The organism is Chryseobacterium formosense (assembly GCF_900116415.1).
Lineage (GTDB): Bacteria > Bacteroidota > Bacteroidia > Flavobacteriales > Weeksellaceae > Chryseobacterium > Chryseobacterium formosense.
Window position 1 is genome coordinate 71707 of sequence record NZ_FPAP01000004.1, and the last position, 17030, is coordinate 88736.

16 protein-coding genes are annotated in these 17030 nt (G+C 33.9%); 6 read left to right on the forward strand and 10 right to left on the reverse strand.

Annotation, left to right across the window (positions count from 1 at the left end; genetic code table 11):
- Positions 1–74: 74 nt before the first annotated feature.
- Positions 75–341, reverse strand: a complete 267-nt coding sequence (locus BM371_RS16095; RefSeq protein ID WP_123947145.1) for a hypothetical protein — start codon at positions 339–341, stop codon at positions 75–77.
- A 14-nt stretch (positions 342–355) separates the two neighbouring features.
- A complete protein-coding gene (locus BM371_RS16100; RefSeq protein ID WP_034673285.1) occupies positions 356–1015 on the reverse strand; it encodes a YceI family protein in 660 nt (219 codons plus the stop codon).
- A 73-nt stretch (positions 1016–1088) separates the two neighbouring features.
- Here BM371_RS16100 and BM371_RS16105 point away from each other — a divergent pair, with 73 nt between their 5' ends.
- Positions 1089–2024, forward strand: a complete 936-nt coding sequence (locus BM371_RS16105) for a sulfate/molybdate ABC transporter ATP-binding protein (protein WP_034673283.1) — start codon at positions 1089–1091, stop codon at positions 2022–2024.
- 226 nt (positions 2025–2250) lie between these two features.
- On the opposite strand, the gene BM371_RS16110 is transcribed toward BM371_RS16105, so the two are convergent.
- Entirely contained in the window at positions 2251–2583 is a 333-nt protein-coding gene (locus BM371_RS16110) for a zinc ribbon domain-containing protein YjdM (RefSeq protein WP_034673281.1), read from the reverse strand.
- 282 nt (positions 2584–2865) lie between these two features.
- On the opposite strand from BM371_RS16110, the gene BM371_RS16115 reads away from it, so the two are divergent.
- Entirely contained in the window at positions 2866–4071 is a 1206-nt protein-coding gene (locus BM371_RS16115) for an RsmB/NOP family class I SAM-dependent RNA methyltransferase (protein WP_034673278.1), read from the forward strand.
- A gap of 25 nt (positions 4072–4096) precedes the next feature.
- Here BM371_RS16115 and BM371_RS16120 read toward each other — a convergent pair whose 3' ends face one another.
- Positions 4097–4894, reverse strand: coding sequence for a hypothetical protein (locus BM371_RS16120; RefSeq protein ID WP_131430858.1), 798 nt, complete (start codon positions 4892–4894; stop codon positions 4097–4099).
- 271 nt (positions 4895–5165) lie between these two features.
- Here BM371_RS16120 and BM371_RS16125 point away from each other — a divergent pair, with 271 nt between their 5' ends.
- The 4 genes from BM371_RS16125 to BM371_RS16140 all read left to right on the forward strand — a co-directional run bounded on the left by BM371_RS16125 (position 5166) and on the right by BM371_RS16140 (position 10722).
- Positions 5166–6830, forward strand: coding sequence for a GLPGLI family protein (locus tag BM371_RS16125; protein WP_051882541.1), 1665 nt, complete (start codon positions 5166–5168; stop codon positions 6828–6830).
- A 314-nt stretch (positions 6831–7144) separates the two neighbouring features.
- On the forward strand, positions 7145–8812 hold the full coding sequence (gene asnB / locus BM371_RS16130; RefSeq protein WP_034673274.1) for an asparagine synthase B: 1668 nt from the start codon (positions 7145–7147) through the stop codon (positions 8810–8812).
- Between the two features lie 143 nt (positions 8813–8955).
- Complete coding sequence (locus BM371_RS16135; protein ID WP_034673271.1) at positions 8956–9774, forward strand: hypothetical protein; 819 nt, start codon at positions 8956–8958, stop codon at positions 9772–9774.
- A gap of 84 nt (positions 9775–9858) precedes the next feature.
- On the forward strand, positions 9859–10722 hold the full coding sequence (locus tag BM371_RS16140) for a GLPGLI family protein (protein WP_034673269.1): 864 nt from the start codon (positions 9859–9861) through the stop codon (positions 10720–10722).
- 198 nt (positions 10723–10920) lie between these two features.
- Here the strand turns inward: BM371_RS16140 and BM371_RS16145 are convergent, their stop codons facing one another.
- The 6 genes from BM371_RS16145 to BM371_RS16170 form a co-directional block, all read right to left on the reverse strand.
- A complete protein-coding gene (locus BM371_RS16145) occupies positions 10921–12432 on the reverse strand; it encodes a helix-hairpin-helix domain-containing protein (protein ID WP_034673266.1) in 1512 nt (503 codons plus the stop codon).
- 23 nt (positions 12433–12455) lie between these two features.
- On the reverse strand, positions 12456–12950 hold the full coding sequence (locus BM371_RS16150; RefSeq protein ID WP_034673263.1) for a hypothetical protein: 495 nt from the start codon (positions 12948–12950) through the stop codon (positions 12456–12458).
- Between the two features lie 18 nt (positions 12951–12968).
- Positions 12969–14327, reverse strand: a complete 1359-nt coding sequence (locus tag BM371_RS16155; RefSeq protein WP_034673261.1) for a PP2C family serine/threonine-protein phosphatase — start codon at positions 14325–14327, stop codon at positions 12969–12971.
- Complete coding sequence (locus tag BM371_RS16160) at positions 14328–15371, reverse strand: TerY-C metal binding domain-containing protein (protein WP_034673258.1); 1044 nt, start codon at positions 15369–15371, stop codon at positions 14328–14330.
- 119 nt (positions 15372–15490) lie between these two features.
- Positions 15491–16129: a vWA domain-containing protein gene (locus BM371_RS16165; RefSeq protein WP_034673256.1), complete on the reverse strand. Its 639-nt coding sequence runs from the start codon at positions 16127–16129 to the stop codon at positions 15491–15493.
- A gap of 79 nt (positions 16130–16208) precedes the next feature.
- The gene (locus BM371_RS16170) at positions 16209–16874 is read right to left on the reverse strand and encodes a TerD family protein (RefSeq protein ID WP_034676942.1); all 666 of its coding nucleotides are present in this window, start codon (positions 16872–16874) and stop codon (positions 16209–16211) included.
- Positions 16875–17030 lie beyond the last annotated feature (156 nt).

Below are 17030 nucleotides of genomic sequence, written 5' to 3' on the forward strand. Positions count from 1 at the left end.
AAATCTGTTCCAAATTATCATAAAAAAATCTGCTTCGGCTGAAACAGATTCTGTATTTAATATTTAAAATTGTTTTAATTATAATCTAAAATTGTTGCCACAACACAGATGGTAACGGTAAAAGTGTTTATACCAAGAATCAGAAGATATTCATTCTTTCTTCTGACCACATTAATCAGACTGTAAAAAAATGCAAAAATGACAAAAAGCATTGATGGAATAGTAAGCAATTCTCCCAAAATCTGAATCGCCTGATTGCTATAAGAAAAATAGTAAACAACCTGAAGACTTAGCAAAAATATCATGCAGGCAAGACTGATAATTAATAGAGCTTTACTCATCAGATTTTTTGAAACTATTTCTTCTCTAAAGCTTTCACTCTAATCTGAAGCGTCACTTCATTTTTTATAACTCCATTAGCAGCTGGAGACTGAAATTTCACCCCGAATTCTTCTCTCATAATGTCTTTTGGCTCTGTAGAAATGCTTACCACCCCTTCATTTATTGCAACATTTGCTTTAAACTGGGTTGGTTTTGTAATCCCTTTTACCGTCAGATTTCCGTCTAAAACAGTATTATAATCACCTTCAGCAGCCGGACTTACCTTTGTAATTTCATAAGAAGCCGTTGGAAATTTTTCCACTTCAAAAAAATCGACACTTTTAAGGTGACCATTCAATTTTTCAAGATCTTCTTTTTTATCTTTTAAATCTTCAGAAGTCAGAGAAGCCATATCTGCTACAAATTTTCCGCTTTCAAGCTTTCCGTCTTTCACCGTAACATCACCGCTTTCAAACTTTATCGTTCCGAAATGACTTGTATTTTCAGATTTGAAAATTTTATATCCTTTCCATTCTACATTACTGTTTAAAGTATCCAGTACAAACTTAGCACCGTCTTTTGTAGTCGTTACTTCATTACCTTCACTGATTACAGGTTTTTCTTTAGAACACGAAACAATTACCAATGAAGTAAAAAAAGCAGGTATTGCGAGAGAGAATAATATTCTTTTCATTTTTATTCGAATTTTACAAGGCTAAATTACTAAAAATATGCCAGTCTTCTTTTAAAACCCTTATTTTTGCACTATGCTATTAGAGATAAACAACTTATACTTTTCTCATTCTCAGGAAAAACCACTTTTTCAAAACCTCAATCTGAAACTGGATGAAGGTAAAATCATTGCTTTGGCTGGTGAAAGTGGATGTGGGAAATCAACGTTATTGAGTCTCATCTACGGATTGCTCGATTGGGATCAAGGTGAAATTATTTTCGACAGCAGAAAACTGATGGGGCCAAAAGGGAATCTCGTTCCCGGCGAACCCGACATGAAATTTGTTGCCCAGAATTTCGATCTGATGCCTTATGCCACTGTTGCAGACAACGTAGGGAAATTTATTTCTAATATCAATTTAGCCAAGAAAAAAGAAAAGGTTTTAGAACTTCTGGATGTAGTAGGTTTGGTTGAATTTGCCAATGTCTTACCAAAATATCTAAGCGGCGGACAACAGCAGAGAGTGGCCATAGCAAGAGCACTTTCTGTTCTTCCGAAATTACTTTTACTGGATGAACCTTTCAGCAATCTTGATTTTGCAAGAAAAATTGAACTTCGTGAGAAACTTTTCCGATATGTAAAAGAAAATAATATATCCTTGGTGATTTCGACTCACGAATTGCAGGACATTATCCCGTGGACTGACCAGATTATTGTTCTTCAAAGCGGAAGACTCATTCAGAATGACACGGCCGAAGAGACATACAAGAACCCTTACAATCCTTACGTGGCAAAACTTTTCGGAGAAGTAAATATTTTTACGGAATTGGAAATTTCAGAATTGGAAATTTCAAGGTTTTATTATTATCCGCATCAGATCAGAGTTTCTGAAAATGGTTTTGAGGCTGAAGTTTTAGAAAGCAGGTTTGCAGGAAATCATTACTGGAACAAGATCAGATTTAAAAATAAAGAAATTGTGATGTTTTCCAGTTATCAGCTTCAGAATTCTATTCAAATAAATTTCGAATAAGACTTTTACAATTTAAAGTCCAATTAAATAAATAACCCACACACTTAATGTTAGTATGTGGATAATTTTCAATGAATTAGCAAAATCTAATCAGAATATTTTTCTATTTTTGTAAGACAACAGCATAAGGAAATTTTTGGTTAATTCTCTTTCTGCCTTCCGGACCGAAATTAGCAATCAGCAATCAGGTCTTCGAAAGATTACTCTGTCCAACTCTTTCCTTTTTTTATGCCTTCTTCACAAATTCAGACTTTAGAGCCATGGATCCAAAACCATCAATTTTACAATCAATATTATGATCGCTGTCTGGTCTTAAACGGATATTTTTAACTTTTGTTCCTGCCTTTACCGGTTTTGGAGCTCCTTTTACAGGAAGATCTTTGATAACCACTACAGAATCACCATCTTTTAGTTCATTCCCATTTGAATCCAAAATCTTTTCAGAGTCATCACTTTCTGCAGGATTCCACTCATTGAAACACTGAGAACAAACCATCAAACCGTCTTGCTCATACGTAAATTCGGAACTACATTTCGGACAAATTACTACGTCGCTCATTTTTTATTAATTTTTGCAAAGGTAGTATTTTGGGCGGGAAGATGGAAGTTTCGCTCCTCCGGAGCTCTGCTTTTCCATTTGCTGCAATTCTCTACAAAGGTTTCGCTCCTACGGAGCTGCACTTCGCAATCATTTACTTTACCAATCTTTACTCCTTCGAAACAGGGATTTCAAATTTTGAATTTTAAATTTTGAATTTTGAATTTCAAAACCTCAAACTTAAAACTTTGAACCTTAAACTAATTTCGTATTTTTGCAGATTCAAACAGCTTACAGCAATTTATGGAATTAATTCACAGAAACCTGGCAATCGGTATTCACGATGCTCTTCAGGAAACATTTTTCGAAAAAAATAAATACGCAGACAAAGTAATCGAAAGACTTTTGAAAGCCAACAGAAAATGGGGAAGCCAGGACAGAGCCGTAGTTTCTGAGATTTTCTATAACATTATCCGTTGGAAAAAACGTCTTGAATACTATATGGGTGAAGGCGTAAAACCCAATAATATCTACAAACTGATTCTTGCCTATTTACTTTGGAGCAAAACCAATTATAAAAAATTTGAAGAATTTGACGGAATTAAAATCGCCGATATTCTTACAAAACTTAAAAAAGGAACCGTTCCCACAAAAGCAATCGAGCATTCTATCCCTGAATGGCTTGCCGAAACTTTAGAAAAAGAATTGGGGGCAAAATGGGAAAAAGAGATGATTTCGTTGAACGAGCAAGCTCCAACTATACTGAGAGCCAACTCCCTAAGAACTACAACAAAAGAATTGATTTCTGATCTTGCCGATGAAAATGTGGTTTCTTACCCCATCAGAAATTACCCTGATGCGGTACAGCTTGAGGAAAAGAAAAATGTATTTCTTACAACTGCTTTCAAAGAAGGTTTGTTTGAAGTTCAGGATGCGTCGTCCCAAAAAATCGGTTATTTCCTTGATGTAAAAGAAGGGCAAAGAGTTGTTGATGCTTGCGCAGGAGCGGGTGGAAAAACACTTCATTTAGCTGCTTTAATGCAAAATAAAGGTCAGATTATCGCTTTGGATATTTTTGAATGGAAATTGGCAGAACTAAAACGCCGCGCAAAAAGAGCCGGAGCTCATAATATTGAAACAAGAGTAATTTCTGATACGAAAGTAATCAAGCGTCTTCACGATAAGGTAGACAGACTTCTGATTGATGCGCCATGTTCAGGTTTAGGAGTTTTAAAGAGAAATCCGGACAGCAAGTGGAAAATCGATCAGGATTTCATCGACCGAATTAAAAAAGAGCAGCAGCAAATCATTCAGGATTATTCTAAAATGCTTAAAGTTGGTGGTAAAATGGTCTATGCAACGTGTTCTATTCTACCTTCTGAAAATAATAAGCAGGTTGAAGAATTCATCACAAACAATCCTAATTATAAAATGATCAAAGACGAAAAAGTAATGCCGAGTGAAGGCTATGACGGTTTCTACATGGCTTTGATTGAAAGGGTTTCTTAAATTTTATTTAAAATAAATTATAAAACTACTCTATTTTTTGGAGTAGTTTTTTGTTGATTCTATAAATATAAATCACATCACTTCGGAATGGAATTATTACAATTTTATTTGATATTTTATCTTTATTCAGTCTAAAAGGATAAAAATCACTAATGTTTTCATCCAGTTTCTGTGAAGAAGTATTTTCTTCTCTTCCATCAAAATAGGTAAAACAATCAGAATCATGAAAAACAATAAAGAAATCATTCCAAGTATTTTCAATGTAATATTTAAAATCTTTTATCGTAAATTTTTCAGTTTCAAGCTTAAAATAGTTTCCATTATTTGGCGGAACATCATTAAATCCAAACACAAACTCTCCATTCTTCCATGAGATTTTTGTTTTTAAAAAACCATTATTCAATAATTCTACTTCAGTCTTAATTATTTCATTAACTAAATCTGATTGCTTTCGGATAATTTTCCGGATAAAATCATCCGAATTAGCAAGAACAGGAATTTGGTTATCATCATTATAAAAGTAATTTACAGGAATTAATGACTTATTTAGCTTTTTCTTATTAATAATCGAATATTCTACTAATTTCAAAAAATCGATTACCTCAATATTATCATCAATAATTCTTACCGCTAATCCATTTTCATTACTTTTCATAACACCTCCATCTCTTAGACCTAAAACTTTATAATTAGAATTATTGTTTTCTAAAATTTTTATTTTTTGTAAAAAATAATCCTTTTCATACTCAATCATTAAAGTGTCTTTAAAATTTAATCTATCTGCAATAATTTCAGAAAGCTTTCCAATAATATGAATTTTCATTTCCTGAGATTCTATCGTTTTATCTCCAAAATTAAATTGTGATCGGAAAAAAGTTTTTACATTTCCGAATTTCTCAACTCTAAATTTCGCTTTATGAGCACTATAATAATTTGAAAAAATTAAAAATATTATTAAAGAGAAAAAAGGTTTCATGTTTTTAGTTTAAACGGTAAACGTAATTCTAAAAGTAATATTTTACATCTAAACTGTTGTAAGGAGATTTGACAAATCATCAACTATCAATTATCTTTGTAAAAACCATCGATTCATTATGTTTAAATCTATTTTAGCCAGCTTTTTTATTTGTTTATCTATTTTCGGTTTTTCTCAGACTTATGAGATTCAGTATGAAAGTTCGTACAACGGGAAAGTTCAGCCCAACCAAAATCCTGTGATTGTTTGGGTAAATGAGAATGAAAACTTTATTCTAAATACAAAAATCAAAGAACAGAAAAGCGATTATCCTTTTGAAATCAGCAAAATAGAAAAACCTTCGAACACCATTGTTTCTTACGCATTTTTAAAACCGAATGAAGCTATTTCTACTTCCGATAAAGAATCGATTGCAAAACAGGAATTTGAGTTAACTACTGAGACCAAAAAGATTTTAGGCTACAATTGTAAAAAAGCGGTCACAAAAATCAATTCAAATACGATTGAAGTCTGGTATACCAATGATTTGAAACTAAAAGGCGGACCATCAAGTTTAGGGCAAAACTTAGGTTTGGTTTTACAGATTGAAAGAAACGGAAATTCAGCCACAACAGCGATTTCCATAAAGAAAATTAAGAAAACGGGAATCGATAAAATCATCAATCAAACCATTCCTGCAACGGATTTACTAAGTTACAGAGATTTACTTTGGAAAAGCAGATTTACAACATTAAAAGTTTTCGAAAATGAAATCATCAATTTTTCAGACCAGTCTAAATCTGATGAAAACATAAAAAGATTTGCCAACGGAACGATTATTCTAAAAAAGATTAAATTTCCAAAGATTTCCCAAGGTGAAAATCTCTTCGTGGAATTAAAACAACAATCAAACGGCGATGCTTACGACAGAACGGGAACTGTATTTTTTATTCCTGAAGAAAAATCCCAGACATTTTTTGATGGTCTTGAAAAAGGAGCAAAAACACTTCCCCTTTACGAAAACGGAAACGGAAAACAATATTATGGCGTTGTTTCTACCCAAAATTATCAGCCGACTGTCGAACTGATGAGATTTTTTACCGCTTTCGGAATCAATAAGTTTAATCATATCGAACTGAAAGACAAAACATGGCAAACAGTAAGCCCATTTCGTCAGGATATTACGGAATTGAAACCTTCGCTTTCCGAAAAAGAAATCTGGATCGGAACTTTCATTGGAAATTATGACAAAGGTGGCCACAAAGTAAGTTTAGACATTACCATTCACAACAGCGAGCAAATCGTTAATAAAAACAATAAAGTCATTCCGCTTTTCAACACCACCAATATCATGGAAATGGCGGGACAGGATTATGCGACAATGTTTAATAATGACAGAGGACTTTTTGTGGAATTTAATTTAGATAAAGATCTAAGAAATGCTCAGTTGAGATACATCACAACCGGACACGGTGGTTGGGAAAACGGAGATGAATTTATCCCGAAAGCGAATTCAATTTTTGTAGACGGAAAGTTATTATTCTCGTTTACACCTTGGAGAACAGAATGCGGTTCTTACCGATTATTTAATCCTGCTTCAGGAAATTTTGCAGACGGACTTTCTTCTTCAGATCTGAGCCGTTCAAACTGGTGTCCGGGAACGGTTACAAACCCTAACTTTATTTCACTGGGTGATTTAAAAGCCGGAAAACATACCGTTCAGGTTAAAATTCCGCAAGGAGAACCGGAAGGAACAAGCTTTAGCGCATGGAATATTTCAGGAACTTTATTGGGTATAGAATAAACAAAACCTCCTTACAATATTATTGCAAGGAGGTAAAAACACAAATGATGAAAAAAAATTATTTCGAGCCACAAAGTAAGGGAAAATATTTGAAAAATTTATTAACATAGAATAAGATTTATTTAATTTTTTTTTCATAAAGAAGCATTAAGTTTTCAAAAAAAGGAAAAATTTTCCGAATCTGAGATACAAAAATGAATTAATATTTATATTTTTAATTAAAACAAATTATTTAACGAAAAATATAAACAATTTGTAAATTTTAATTGTAAAAAATAAACATGATATTTAGTTTTGCTATCAAATAATATAACATGTGCGGAATCGTATGCTTATTTGACGCAAAGCAGTCAACCGAAATACTAAGACCTCAGGTTTTAGAAATGTCTAAAAAAATCCGTCATCGCGGACCAGACTGGAGCGGAGTTTTCCAGAATGAGAAAGTGCTTTTTTCTCATGAAAGATTAGCCATTGTAGATCCGACTTCGGGAAAACAACCTTTATTTTCTAAAGACGGGAAAATTGTTCTTGCCGTGAACGGAGAAATTTACAATCACAGAGAACTCAAAACAGAATTTCCGGATTACGAGTTTCAGACAAAATCTGATTGTGAAGTCATTCTTGCTCTTTACGAAAAATACGGAAAGAATTTTATTGAAAAACTAAACGGAATCTTCGCTTTTGCACTATATGATATTGAAAAAAATATTTATCTTATTGCCAGAGATCACATGGGAATCTGTCCTCTTTATCAGGGTTGGGACAGAGAAGGAAATTATTATGTAGCTTCTGAACTGAAAGCTTTGGAAGGGATTTGTAAAAAAATCGAGACTTTTTTACCCGGACATTATTTATATAACATAGAAGGACACGAACTCCAGCAATGGTATAAAAGAGATTGGGAAGATTTTGACGCAGTAAAAGATAATATTACTGATATTCAAAAGATCAGGAAAAGCCTGGAAGATGCTGTTCACAGACAATTGATGAGTGATGTTCCTTACGGAGTTTTGCTTTCGGGAGGTCTGGATTCTTCGATTATTTCTGCAGTTACCGCAAAATTTGCAAGACAAAGAATTGAAAGCGGTGATACTCAGGAAGCTTGGTATCCGAGGTTGCACAGTTTCGCTGTCGGATTGGTAGGTTCACCAGATTTGGTTGCGGCTAAGAAAGCTGCAGAGCACATCGGCTCAGTTCATCACGAGGTAAACTTTACCGTTCAGGAAGGTTTAGATGCGATCCGTGATGTGATTTATCATCTGGAAACTTATGATGTGACCACGATTCGTGCTTCTACACCGATGTATCTTTTGGCAAGAGTCATAAAATCGATGGGAATTAAAATGGTACTTTCCGGAGAAGGCTCAGATGAATTGTTTGGTGGATATTTGTACTTCCACAAAGCTCCTAATGCCAAAGAGTTTCATGATGAAACGGTAAGAAAACTTGGGAAACTTCATTTATATGATTGTTTAAGAGCCAATAAAGCTTTAATGAGCTGGGGAATTGAAGGAAGAGTTCCGTTTCTGGATAAAGAATTTATGGATGTAGCGATGAATGTAAATCCTGAAGATAAAATGATCCGCAAAGAAGAAGGAAAAATTGAAAAATGGGTTTTAAGAAAAGCTTTTGAAGATCTTTTACCGGAATCAATCGCATGGAGACAAAAAGAGCAGTTTTCTGACGGAGTTGGTTATTCATGGATTGATACACTGAAAGATATTGCCGAAAAATATGTCAGTGATGAGATGATGGCGAATGCGAAATTCAGATTTCCAGTAAACACTCCGCAAAATAAAGAAGAATACCGTTACAGAACGATTTTCGAAGAGCATTTTCCAAGCGAAACAGCAGCTGCAACCGTTCCCTCGGTTCCGTCAGTTGCCTGTTCTACTCCGATTGCATTAGAATGGGATGAAGCATTCAAAAAGATGAACGATCCGAGCGGAAGAGCGGTGAAAGTACACGAAACATCATATTAAGTCAACAAATTTTATCAATCCTGTATCTCTACAGGATTTTTTGTTGAATAAAATCAATAAATTTTAGATATTTTAACTTACAATTAAACTTATTATCTAATAAATAATTATATTTGGAAAATAAAAAAAATCTCTGCTGTAAAATGAAAAGAACTGTCTCTATTTTTTTTGCTTTACTATGTACGACAAGCTTAGCTTTTGCACAAGGTAAATACGGAAAATATCTTAATTCAAAAAAACTTGCTTTAGCTTATAAAACTGTAAAACCTGCTGAAAAAGACGATTACTATCAACAATATTATTGGTTGGTAAAAGCAGAACAGCTAAAAACTTATCCTCACCTTGCTGATATTAAACCTGTTGTTTTATACAATTTCGTAAAAAAAGTAAATCCTCAGAATCCTACTAAAAAACTGGATGACAGAGGTAAGGAGCTTAGAAAAACAGCAGAACTATCCTTAGACCAATATTTCAAGAATAAAAACTTCCAGAATAATCAGGTTTTGTTATTAAATCTTGAAACGTATGTAGATCCTTCACAGGGAGAATATTTCACAAAAGTTGATGCTGAAAAAATCAAGCAGTTGGTTCCTAAAGAATTCTACGGTTTTACTTCTTTAAATAAAAAGACGCACGAAGAAATCAACTATTATCTTTGGGTTGATAAAAAGAACGATAAATTCAAAATTGTTGACGTGATCCCAAATGAAAAAGAGAATGCTAAATTCTATGCATCTGTGAAGCAATATCTTCCGAAGTATAAGTTTGAGAAAAAATTTATGCCGACTGTAAAAAAAGGAACGAAGGCTGATAAAACAGATAAAGATTTCTTCTACATCATGCCATTCGAACAGAACAAAGATAACATCGAATACAAAACAGATGATTTTGAAACATTCACATTGAGCCAGGTAAAAAGAGAAGGCGAAGCGTGGATTGGAGTAGAAAAACCAAGAAAATAAGTTAAAATCTTATAAAATAGAAGCCCTGAAAGTTGATTTCAGGGCTTTTTATTTATTTTAGCATTAAACAAAATTCACTGTACTATGAAATTAAGCTTTAGTTTATTATCTCTTTTTGTCATTTCGGCAATTTACGCACAATCTTACAAAGCAGTTTATGATTTCGGGTGGAAACCTCAGAAAAATTCTGCCGAATTTCTGCACGAAGATTTTGCTTTGATACTGAATGAAAATAAAACGTCTGAATTTTTGTCTTATATTAAATTTAAAAATGATTCCACAAAAACTGCAACCGTAAAAGACTTTAAAAAAATAGGGCAAGGCAGCATTTCTTTTAATTATAAATATGGCGAATCTAAATTCAACGAAATCATTACAAAAAACTATGGCAGTAATGAAATCTTATTTGAAAAACAGCTTCATGATAAGATTTTCATCATCAATAATTCATGCAAAATAAATTGGAAAATCAATTCGGAGAAAGATAAATTCTTAAGTTATCCTATACAAAAAGCAACGACAGAATTTGGCGGAAGAAAATGGATTGCATGGTTCACAACAGAAATTCCTGTACAAGATGGTCCTTATAAATTTTATGGTTTGCCCGGTTTAATTTTAAAAATAAATGATTCCGAAAATGAATTTATTTATGAATTGAAATCAATCACTAAAGAGCATAATGAGATTTCAGAAAGAAATTTTATGAGTCAGAACATCATTAAAACGACTCCTGAAAAATATCAAAAAATCTGGGAGGACTACAAAAAAGAGCCTTCGTCTATTTTCAACTATCAAGCTCCGGCAAGCAATGACGGCTGGAATGCAGCATACACTATCGGAGGAGGAGATCCAAACGACAAGAAATACAGGGAAAGTTATGATAAAAAGGTTAAAGAATTTTTAAAGAGCTTTGAAAATCCGATTGAGCTGAAAAATACATGCCTGTAATTTTTAATTCGGATGCAATTACGCAACGAATTTTTTTAACATATTTCCACCTTTCAATATTAAATATTAAACCATTAAGAAATTTAAATGATTAAGACGAATTAAGCACATATCAAAGATATTTTAAGCATTGCGTTTACTATTTGACAAGGTCAAATTCTTAACAATTCTTTTATTTCTTAACGGTTAAAGAAATCTTTACTGATTCGCCATCGTCACATAAATAATTCTTCCGCCTTCTTCATTGGAAAGCAGTATTTTTTTGCCTTCAATCAACTCCACCATTGAATTGGGCGGAACTTCTTTTTGCTCGGTTAAATCTTTCATGCTTGTCAATGTCTGATTCACCAGAACCCATTTATCCTGATAAAAAGTAAAATATCCGACCGGTTGTTTATCTTCTGCGGTCAGACTTTCATTCCGAATTACTTTTCTTGAAACATGCCATTTAAACAAATACTGATTGTGATAAACCATCAATCGGTGGTTTTCCGGCTTCCAAACTTCATCATCATATTTAAAATACAAATCGAGAACGGGTAAAGTTCCTTTGTGGGAAGTTCCACAGAACGGACATCTCGGCGTTTGGGTATTGTCGAAAACATACCATTTTTCGTTGCACTCAGGATTTTGGCAAGGCTGAATTAAATCTACCGTTTTCAACAAAGCAGTTTCCCATTCGGTCGCTAAAGGTCTTTTAATCGGATCATGAAGTCCGTCAATAAAAGCTTTTTTAAACAATTCGGATAAATAAGGACCTGTAACGGTGTAAGGAATTTTATTGGGATCACCCCAGAAAGAGTCCCATTTTTTCAGGTATTCCGTTCTTACCTTATTGCTTGAATCGTTCGGATGTTCTACAAACAGAGCTTTTTCGCCCATTGAAATGATTTCGTCTTTTTCAGAATCCAAATCCCAGATTTTACCGCCTCTCAAAGGATGGCGCCGTAGAAGATACATATAAATAAGAATCGCCAAAGCATGAAGATCGGTTTTCTGATTCGGAAGCTGTCTTCCCGGATCATGCAGATGCAAATGTTTTGTTTTTAAAACTTCCGGAGCAATGAAATCTGCAGTTCCAATCACTTCAGGCGGAAATAATTTCGGAACAACCAATCCGTCAATATCAATAATACAAGCCGATTTTGTCACCGGATCTACCAGAATATTATTATATGAAAGATCTGAATGCGCCAAACCCATCTGATGCAGTTTTTTGATTCCTCGTGTAATGTTAATAGCAATTTGAAAATAACTTAACCAATCACCTAATTCTGATTTGTCTAAACGAAGCGGATAATGCTGATTTCTGAACATCGGCGCTGTAAACCACTTCCCCACTTTATCTCCACCAGCAATATTATCTGATCCAAAATACCCTTTTGCAAAAAAGAATTTCTGATGATAAACAGGAACCACAATTCCCGTCAGATTATTTTTCTGAACAATATCATAAGGCCACCTGAAAACCTCATCCAGATAATATTCTGAAGCATTTCCGTTTTGAATATTCACCAAATAAGTAGAAACAATTCTTTGAATTCTTTCCTTTTGTTCATTTTCCAATGGTGTTCTATAAAAAGCCACCACATATTTTCTGTCCGGTGAAAAATAAACATCTTTTACGCCACCTTTTACAGGGTTTTCATCTACATATTCATACGATTTTGAAGTATCTAAAATCGAGGAAACGGTGGTTGTTTTTTTCATTTGAGAATTAATACTTATAAAAACTATTGAACAGCATGTGGTTGATATTTTAGATTTTTCAGTTTTTCAAGACCGATTAAATCACAATCAAATCTATGATCTATTAAATCAATAAAATTAAACCATACATCAAACTGATAACTATATTCTGACCTTAAAAATTTACTACCTTGAAAAGTACCAAAAATATTTATTTTATATATTCTTGATTCATTAGGTTTTAAAACTATTGTTTTATCTTGTTTAAAGAAATCAATATCTGCAGTCCCAACATCTTTAGGTAATAAATTACCATTAGAATCAACATAAAATATATTTTCTAACTGAGCTTTATAATCATGAAAACTTTTTAAAACTTTTACCTTTTTAGTACTTAAATTAGTAACAGAAAAAGAAATTTCACCTTTCTCTTGAACATCTGAAAGGTCATAATTTATTTTAAGTTTACATTTATCATTCTGAGCCGAAACAAAAAATGAAAAGATAAAAAAGTAAAAAAATATGAGTTTAAATCTCATGTGGAATTAACTTTAAAGTTAATAAATCACTGCCAAAGTTCTGTCATCATGATTTCCTTTGCTCCAGAAATCCATCCAGGAAAGAAGTTGTCCGTCGATTTGTTCGTCATCTTGAAAATCAACCTTCAACTCATCTTCATTATGACCATTTAAATCATCAAAAAAAGTTTTCCAGCTTTCGATATCTTCTAATTTGTTTTCGGTAATAAATTTCGGATCGTAAATTCCGTCGGTCATTAAAACCAGTTTAGAAAAATCTTTAGCATGAGTTATTCTGAAACGTGAAGAAATATTTTCGTCAAAAATTTCACTCATCGTAATGAAACGGGTTCCCCCGCCGAATTCACCAACATCCATTGTATTCAGCAACTGTACATCAGAGAAATCTTCATTGATCAGATTAATCGGACAATCACCAACACCAAAACTTAAAATTACATATCCAAAGTCAAACTTTTTAAGCAAAGCAAAAATTAAAGTGGAATGAAAATCTTTTAAGGTGACAAAATGATCATCTGCCTGTTCTTTTAAAAATTTAAAAGTGTTAGAAACACCTTCATATAAAAGTTTAATGATATTTTGTTTTGCCTCCGAATCTTCTTTTTCAGAATTGAAAATCTCGTTAATATGAACATCCAATTCGGCTAAAACTTCTACCTTTTTAAAATAATTATTGATTGATTGTGTTGCCAATTCGGAGCCGTACCTTGCCAATTGCGCCGAACCCGCGCCATCTGAAACCGAAATAATATTCCATGAATTCGGTAATTCTTTTACGGCAAAATCATCATCTCTGAATTTTCCTTCATGTGCATGAGAGCGACCTCGTTTTGAAGCCACCACAATCTTTTTATCTGAAAAATTTCCTTTGAATTTCACTTCATCCGCTTTATGAAAAGGCGCTTCTTCATCAGACGGAATATTCTTCCATAAATCTTTTGGATCGGCATTGACGAAAAGCTGTGCTTTTTTAAAGTCAACATTTTCCTGATCATGAACATGAAAAAATTCAATCTTCAGATCGTAGGTATCACTTTCGGAAGGAATTCCTTTAATCGTATTTTCTTCAAAACTTAAACCTGCCAAATCCAACCCTGAAACATCTTTGATTCTGATGTTCGGAAACTGTTCCATCGGAAAAACAAACTCATATTTTTTCTTGGAATTTGCATTAATAATCGGAAAAAATGCATCAGCAAATTCTTCTCTTTCTTTATAAATAATTGCTTCGTGCATAATTTTTTTCTGAGCTTCTATAATCTGCTGTAGACTGTTCTGAATTTCCGTCTGCGTCAACAGTTTTGAAACTACTCTATCCGTGATTTTACCATCATAGATATTATGATTTTTCAAAATCTGCCTGATTGTGTTTTCCATTTAGCCTAAAGTTCGGTTGATGTCAAAACCTTCATTGCTGAATCCGTAATAATCTGAAGTTCCGCACCAAGGGCATTCGTTGTAACCTTCACCTTTCAAGCAATGAATTCCACCGCATGAACAGGTTGCTAAAGCAATCGGATTGGCACAATGCGGACAAGACGGATTTCCGTGCAACTCTTCCACTGATATTTTCTGAAAACTTTTCTGAGCCGAAGAAAGTCGGTAATAGGAAGAATCATCAATTCTGTAAGTTCCTTCAAGTCGGTAATATCGGGTTTGCATTCCTGCAATTCCGGAGTCAGCGAAAGCTTTTTTATATTTAATTAAATACGATTTTTTTGATTCTGAACATTTTCCGTTCAACACCACAAAATTATTGTCAGGAAACCATTGCTGAGCTTCAGGATCAATTTTTTCTAAAATACTATGATCAATTTTAGATAAATTAATACCATCCTTATTGGCTTCCGTCACACTCTGACTCGTCGTTTTAATGGAATCGGTCACCCATTTGAAAAACTCTTTGTAAGAATTTTCCGAATGGTTATTAAACAACAAAACATTATCTGAAAGTGAACCCAACAGTTTGTGATTGGTATTATCACCAATCGATATTGCAATTGTGTTTGATTTTCCGTGGTATTGGGTCGTCCATTTTTCAATAGCTTTTTGGGCATCATCAGTCGGAACGCCGTCTGTAAAAAGAAAAACAAGAGGTTTCCAGTCGCCTTTTCTGTCGTAAGTTGTTTTTACAATATCTTTATCGATGCATTCCATTACTTTGAAAAGACCTTTTGCCAGAGAAGTTCCGCTTCCGACAGGAATTTTAGGCGGATAAAAAGAAATAATGTCCTGCAACGGCGTAATCACTTCTGCTTCTCCCGCAAAACCAATTACCGAAATCCACACTGTTTCTAAGGAGTACGGATCTTTTTTTAACTCACGAACGATGGTAGAAATACCTTCCTGAACCTGGTCAATCGGCTCACCGATCATCGATTCGGAAATATCTACCAGAAAATAAATGGGAAGTCTTCTCATAATTTAGACTTAAATTATTTCATTTGAATTTTTAACACAAAGAGCGCAAAGTTTTTAACTACTAACTGCTTTTAAGTTCGCAAAGGCGTTTCACTCAGCTAAGAAATACTATTTTTTTATTAAATAATAATATTCAGTTCTGAAGGTGGCGGCGGAAGACTGATGCTTTCACCTGTCCCTTGTGATTTTCCACCCATTGTAATGGATGAACTTACCCATTTAAAGAATGAAGAGAGTGTTGCAGCATCTGTTGTATCAAGCTTTACCACATTATCAGTCAATTCCTTCAGAAAACTTTCATCGGCTTTAGGACCTGCTGCACAACCAACAATCGCTCCGAAATCCATATTTTTAATTACGGGAATCATTTGTCTGTACTTCTGAATATCGGAAGGTTTTCCGTCTGTAAAAATAAATAGAAGAGGTTTCCAGTCGCCTTTCACTTCGGTTGAACCTTTAATTAAATCAATCTGAACCAATGCTGAAACCAGTTCGAGAGCAGCTCCTGTATGAGTTGGTCCACTATCCGGACAGGTAATTTCCATCGGATGAAAACTCGCCAGATCAACCATCGGAATAATATTTTTTACCTCACGATCGAAAGTCGTGACACTTAAATGCAGCGTATCCATCGCTTGCGGATCTGATCTCAACATACTAATTAGCCCGTTGAAAGCATTATTGAGTGCATGGATAGGTTCTCCATTCATCGAGCCGGAAGTATCCAGCAGAAAGTAGGCTAATAATCTTCTGTTCATCGTAGGACAGTATTAAATTGCTATTGGCAGTTGGCTTTTGACCAACTGCTTTTTAATCATGATTAAAATTCTGATAGAATTAGTAAGAATACCTCTGAAGAATATCTACAAAACTATCTGAATGATTTGGTTCTCCCAAGGCACGGAATTTCCAGTCACCGTTGTGTCTGTACGCTTCTGCAAAAACCATAGAACACATTCCGTTCATGCTTGCGTCTCCGGAAAGACTATATTTTGTGATTTCTTTTCCTCTTGCATCCACCGCACGGATAAATGCATTATCGATCATCCCAAAATGCTGATTATTTTTTCTTCCCATATAAATCGTTACTATGAAAATAATTTTCTGATAACGTTCATCCAACTGGTCTAATTTAACGATAATCTGTTCATCATCTCCGTCTCCTGCTCCGGTTCTGTTATCTCCGGTTAACCAGATATGTCCGCTTGGATGCTGCATTGAATTGAAGTAAATAACATCACCTTGATAAAGCCCCATTTGTCTGCCGTCATTGGTCTGAACAGTTCTTCCCAAGTTGGCAACTTTTCCGTTTCCATCTAAAAGAAATGCAACTGCATCCAGATCATATTCTGCTTCTTTATTGAAAATTTTCCCAAAAAAACCACCTTGCTTACGAACATCCCAACCTAAACCGATGGTTACCTGAGATAAATCATAAACACTTTCTCCACGATCGTTTTTCCTTAAATCTATTGTTTGACCTTTCTGTAAATTAATTGCCATTTTTAATATCTTTTTTTGTGTTATTAATTTTTTTTTAATTTTTTTTAAACGCAAAGAGCGCAAAGATTTTTTTTTATCTAATTGAGAATATTTTTCGTTCGCAAAGGCGTTTCACTCAGCAAAGTTAGAAGATGCTGCCATTGCAGTATGGTAGTA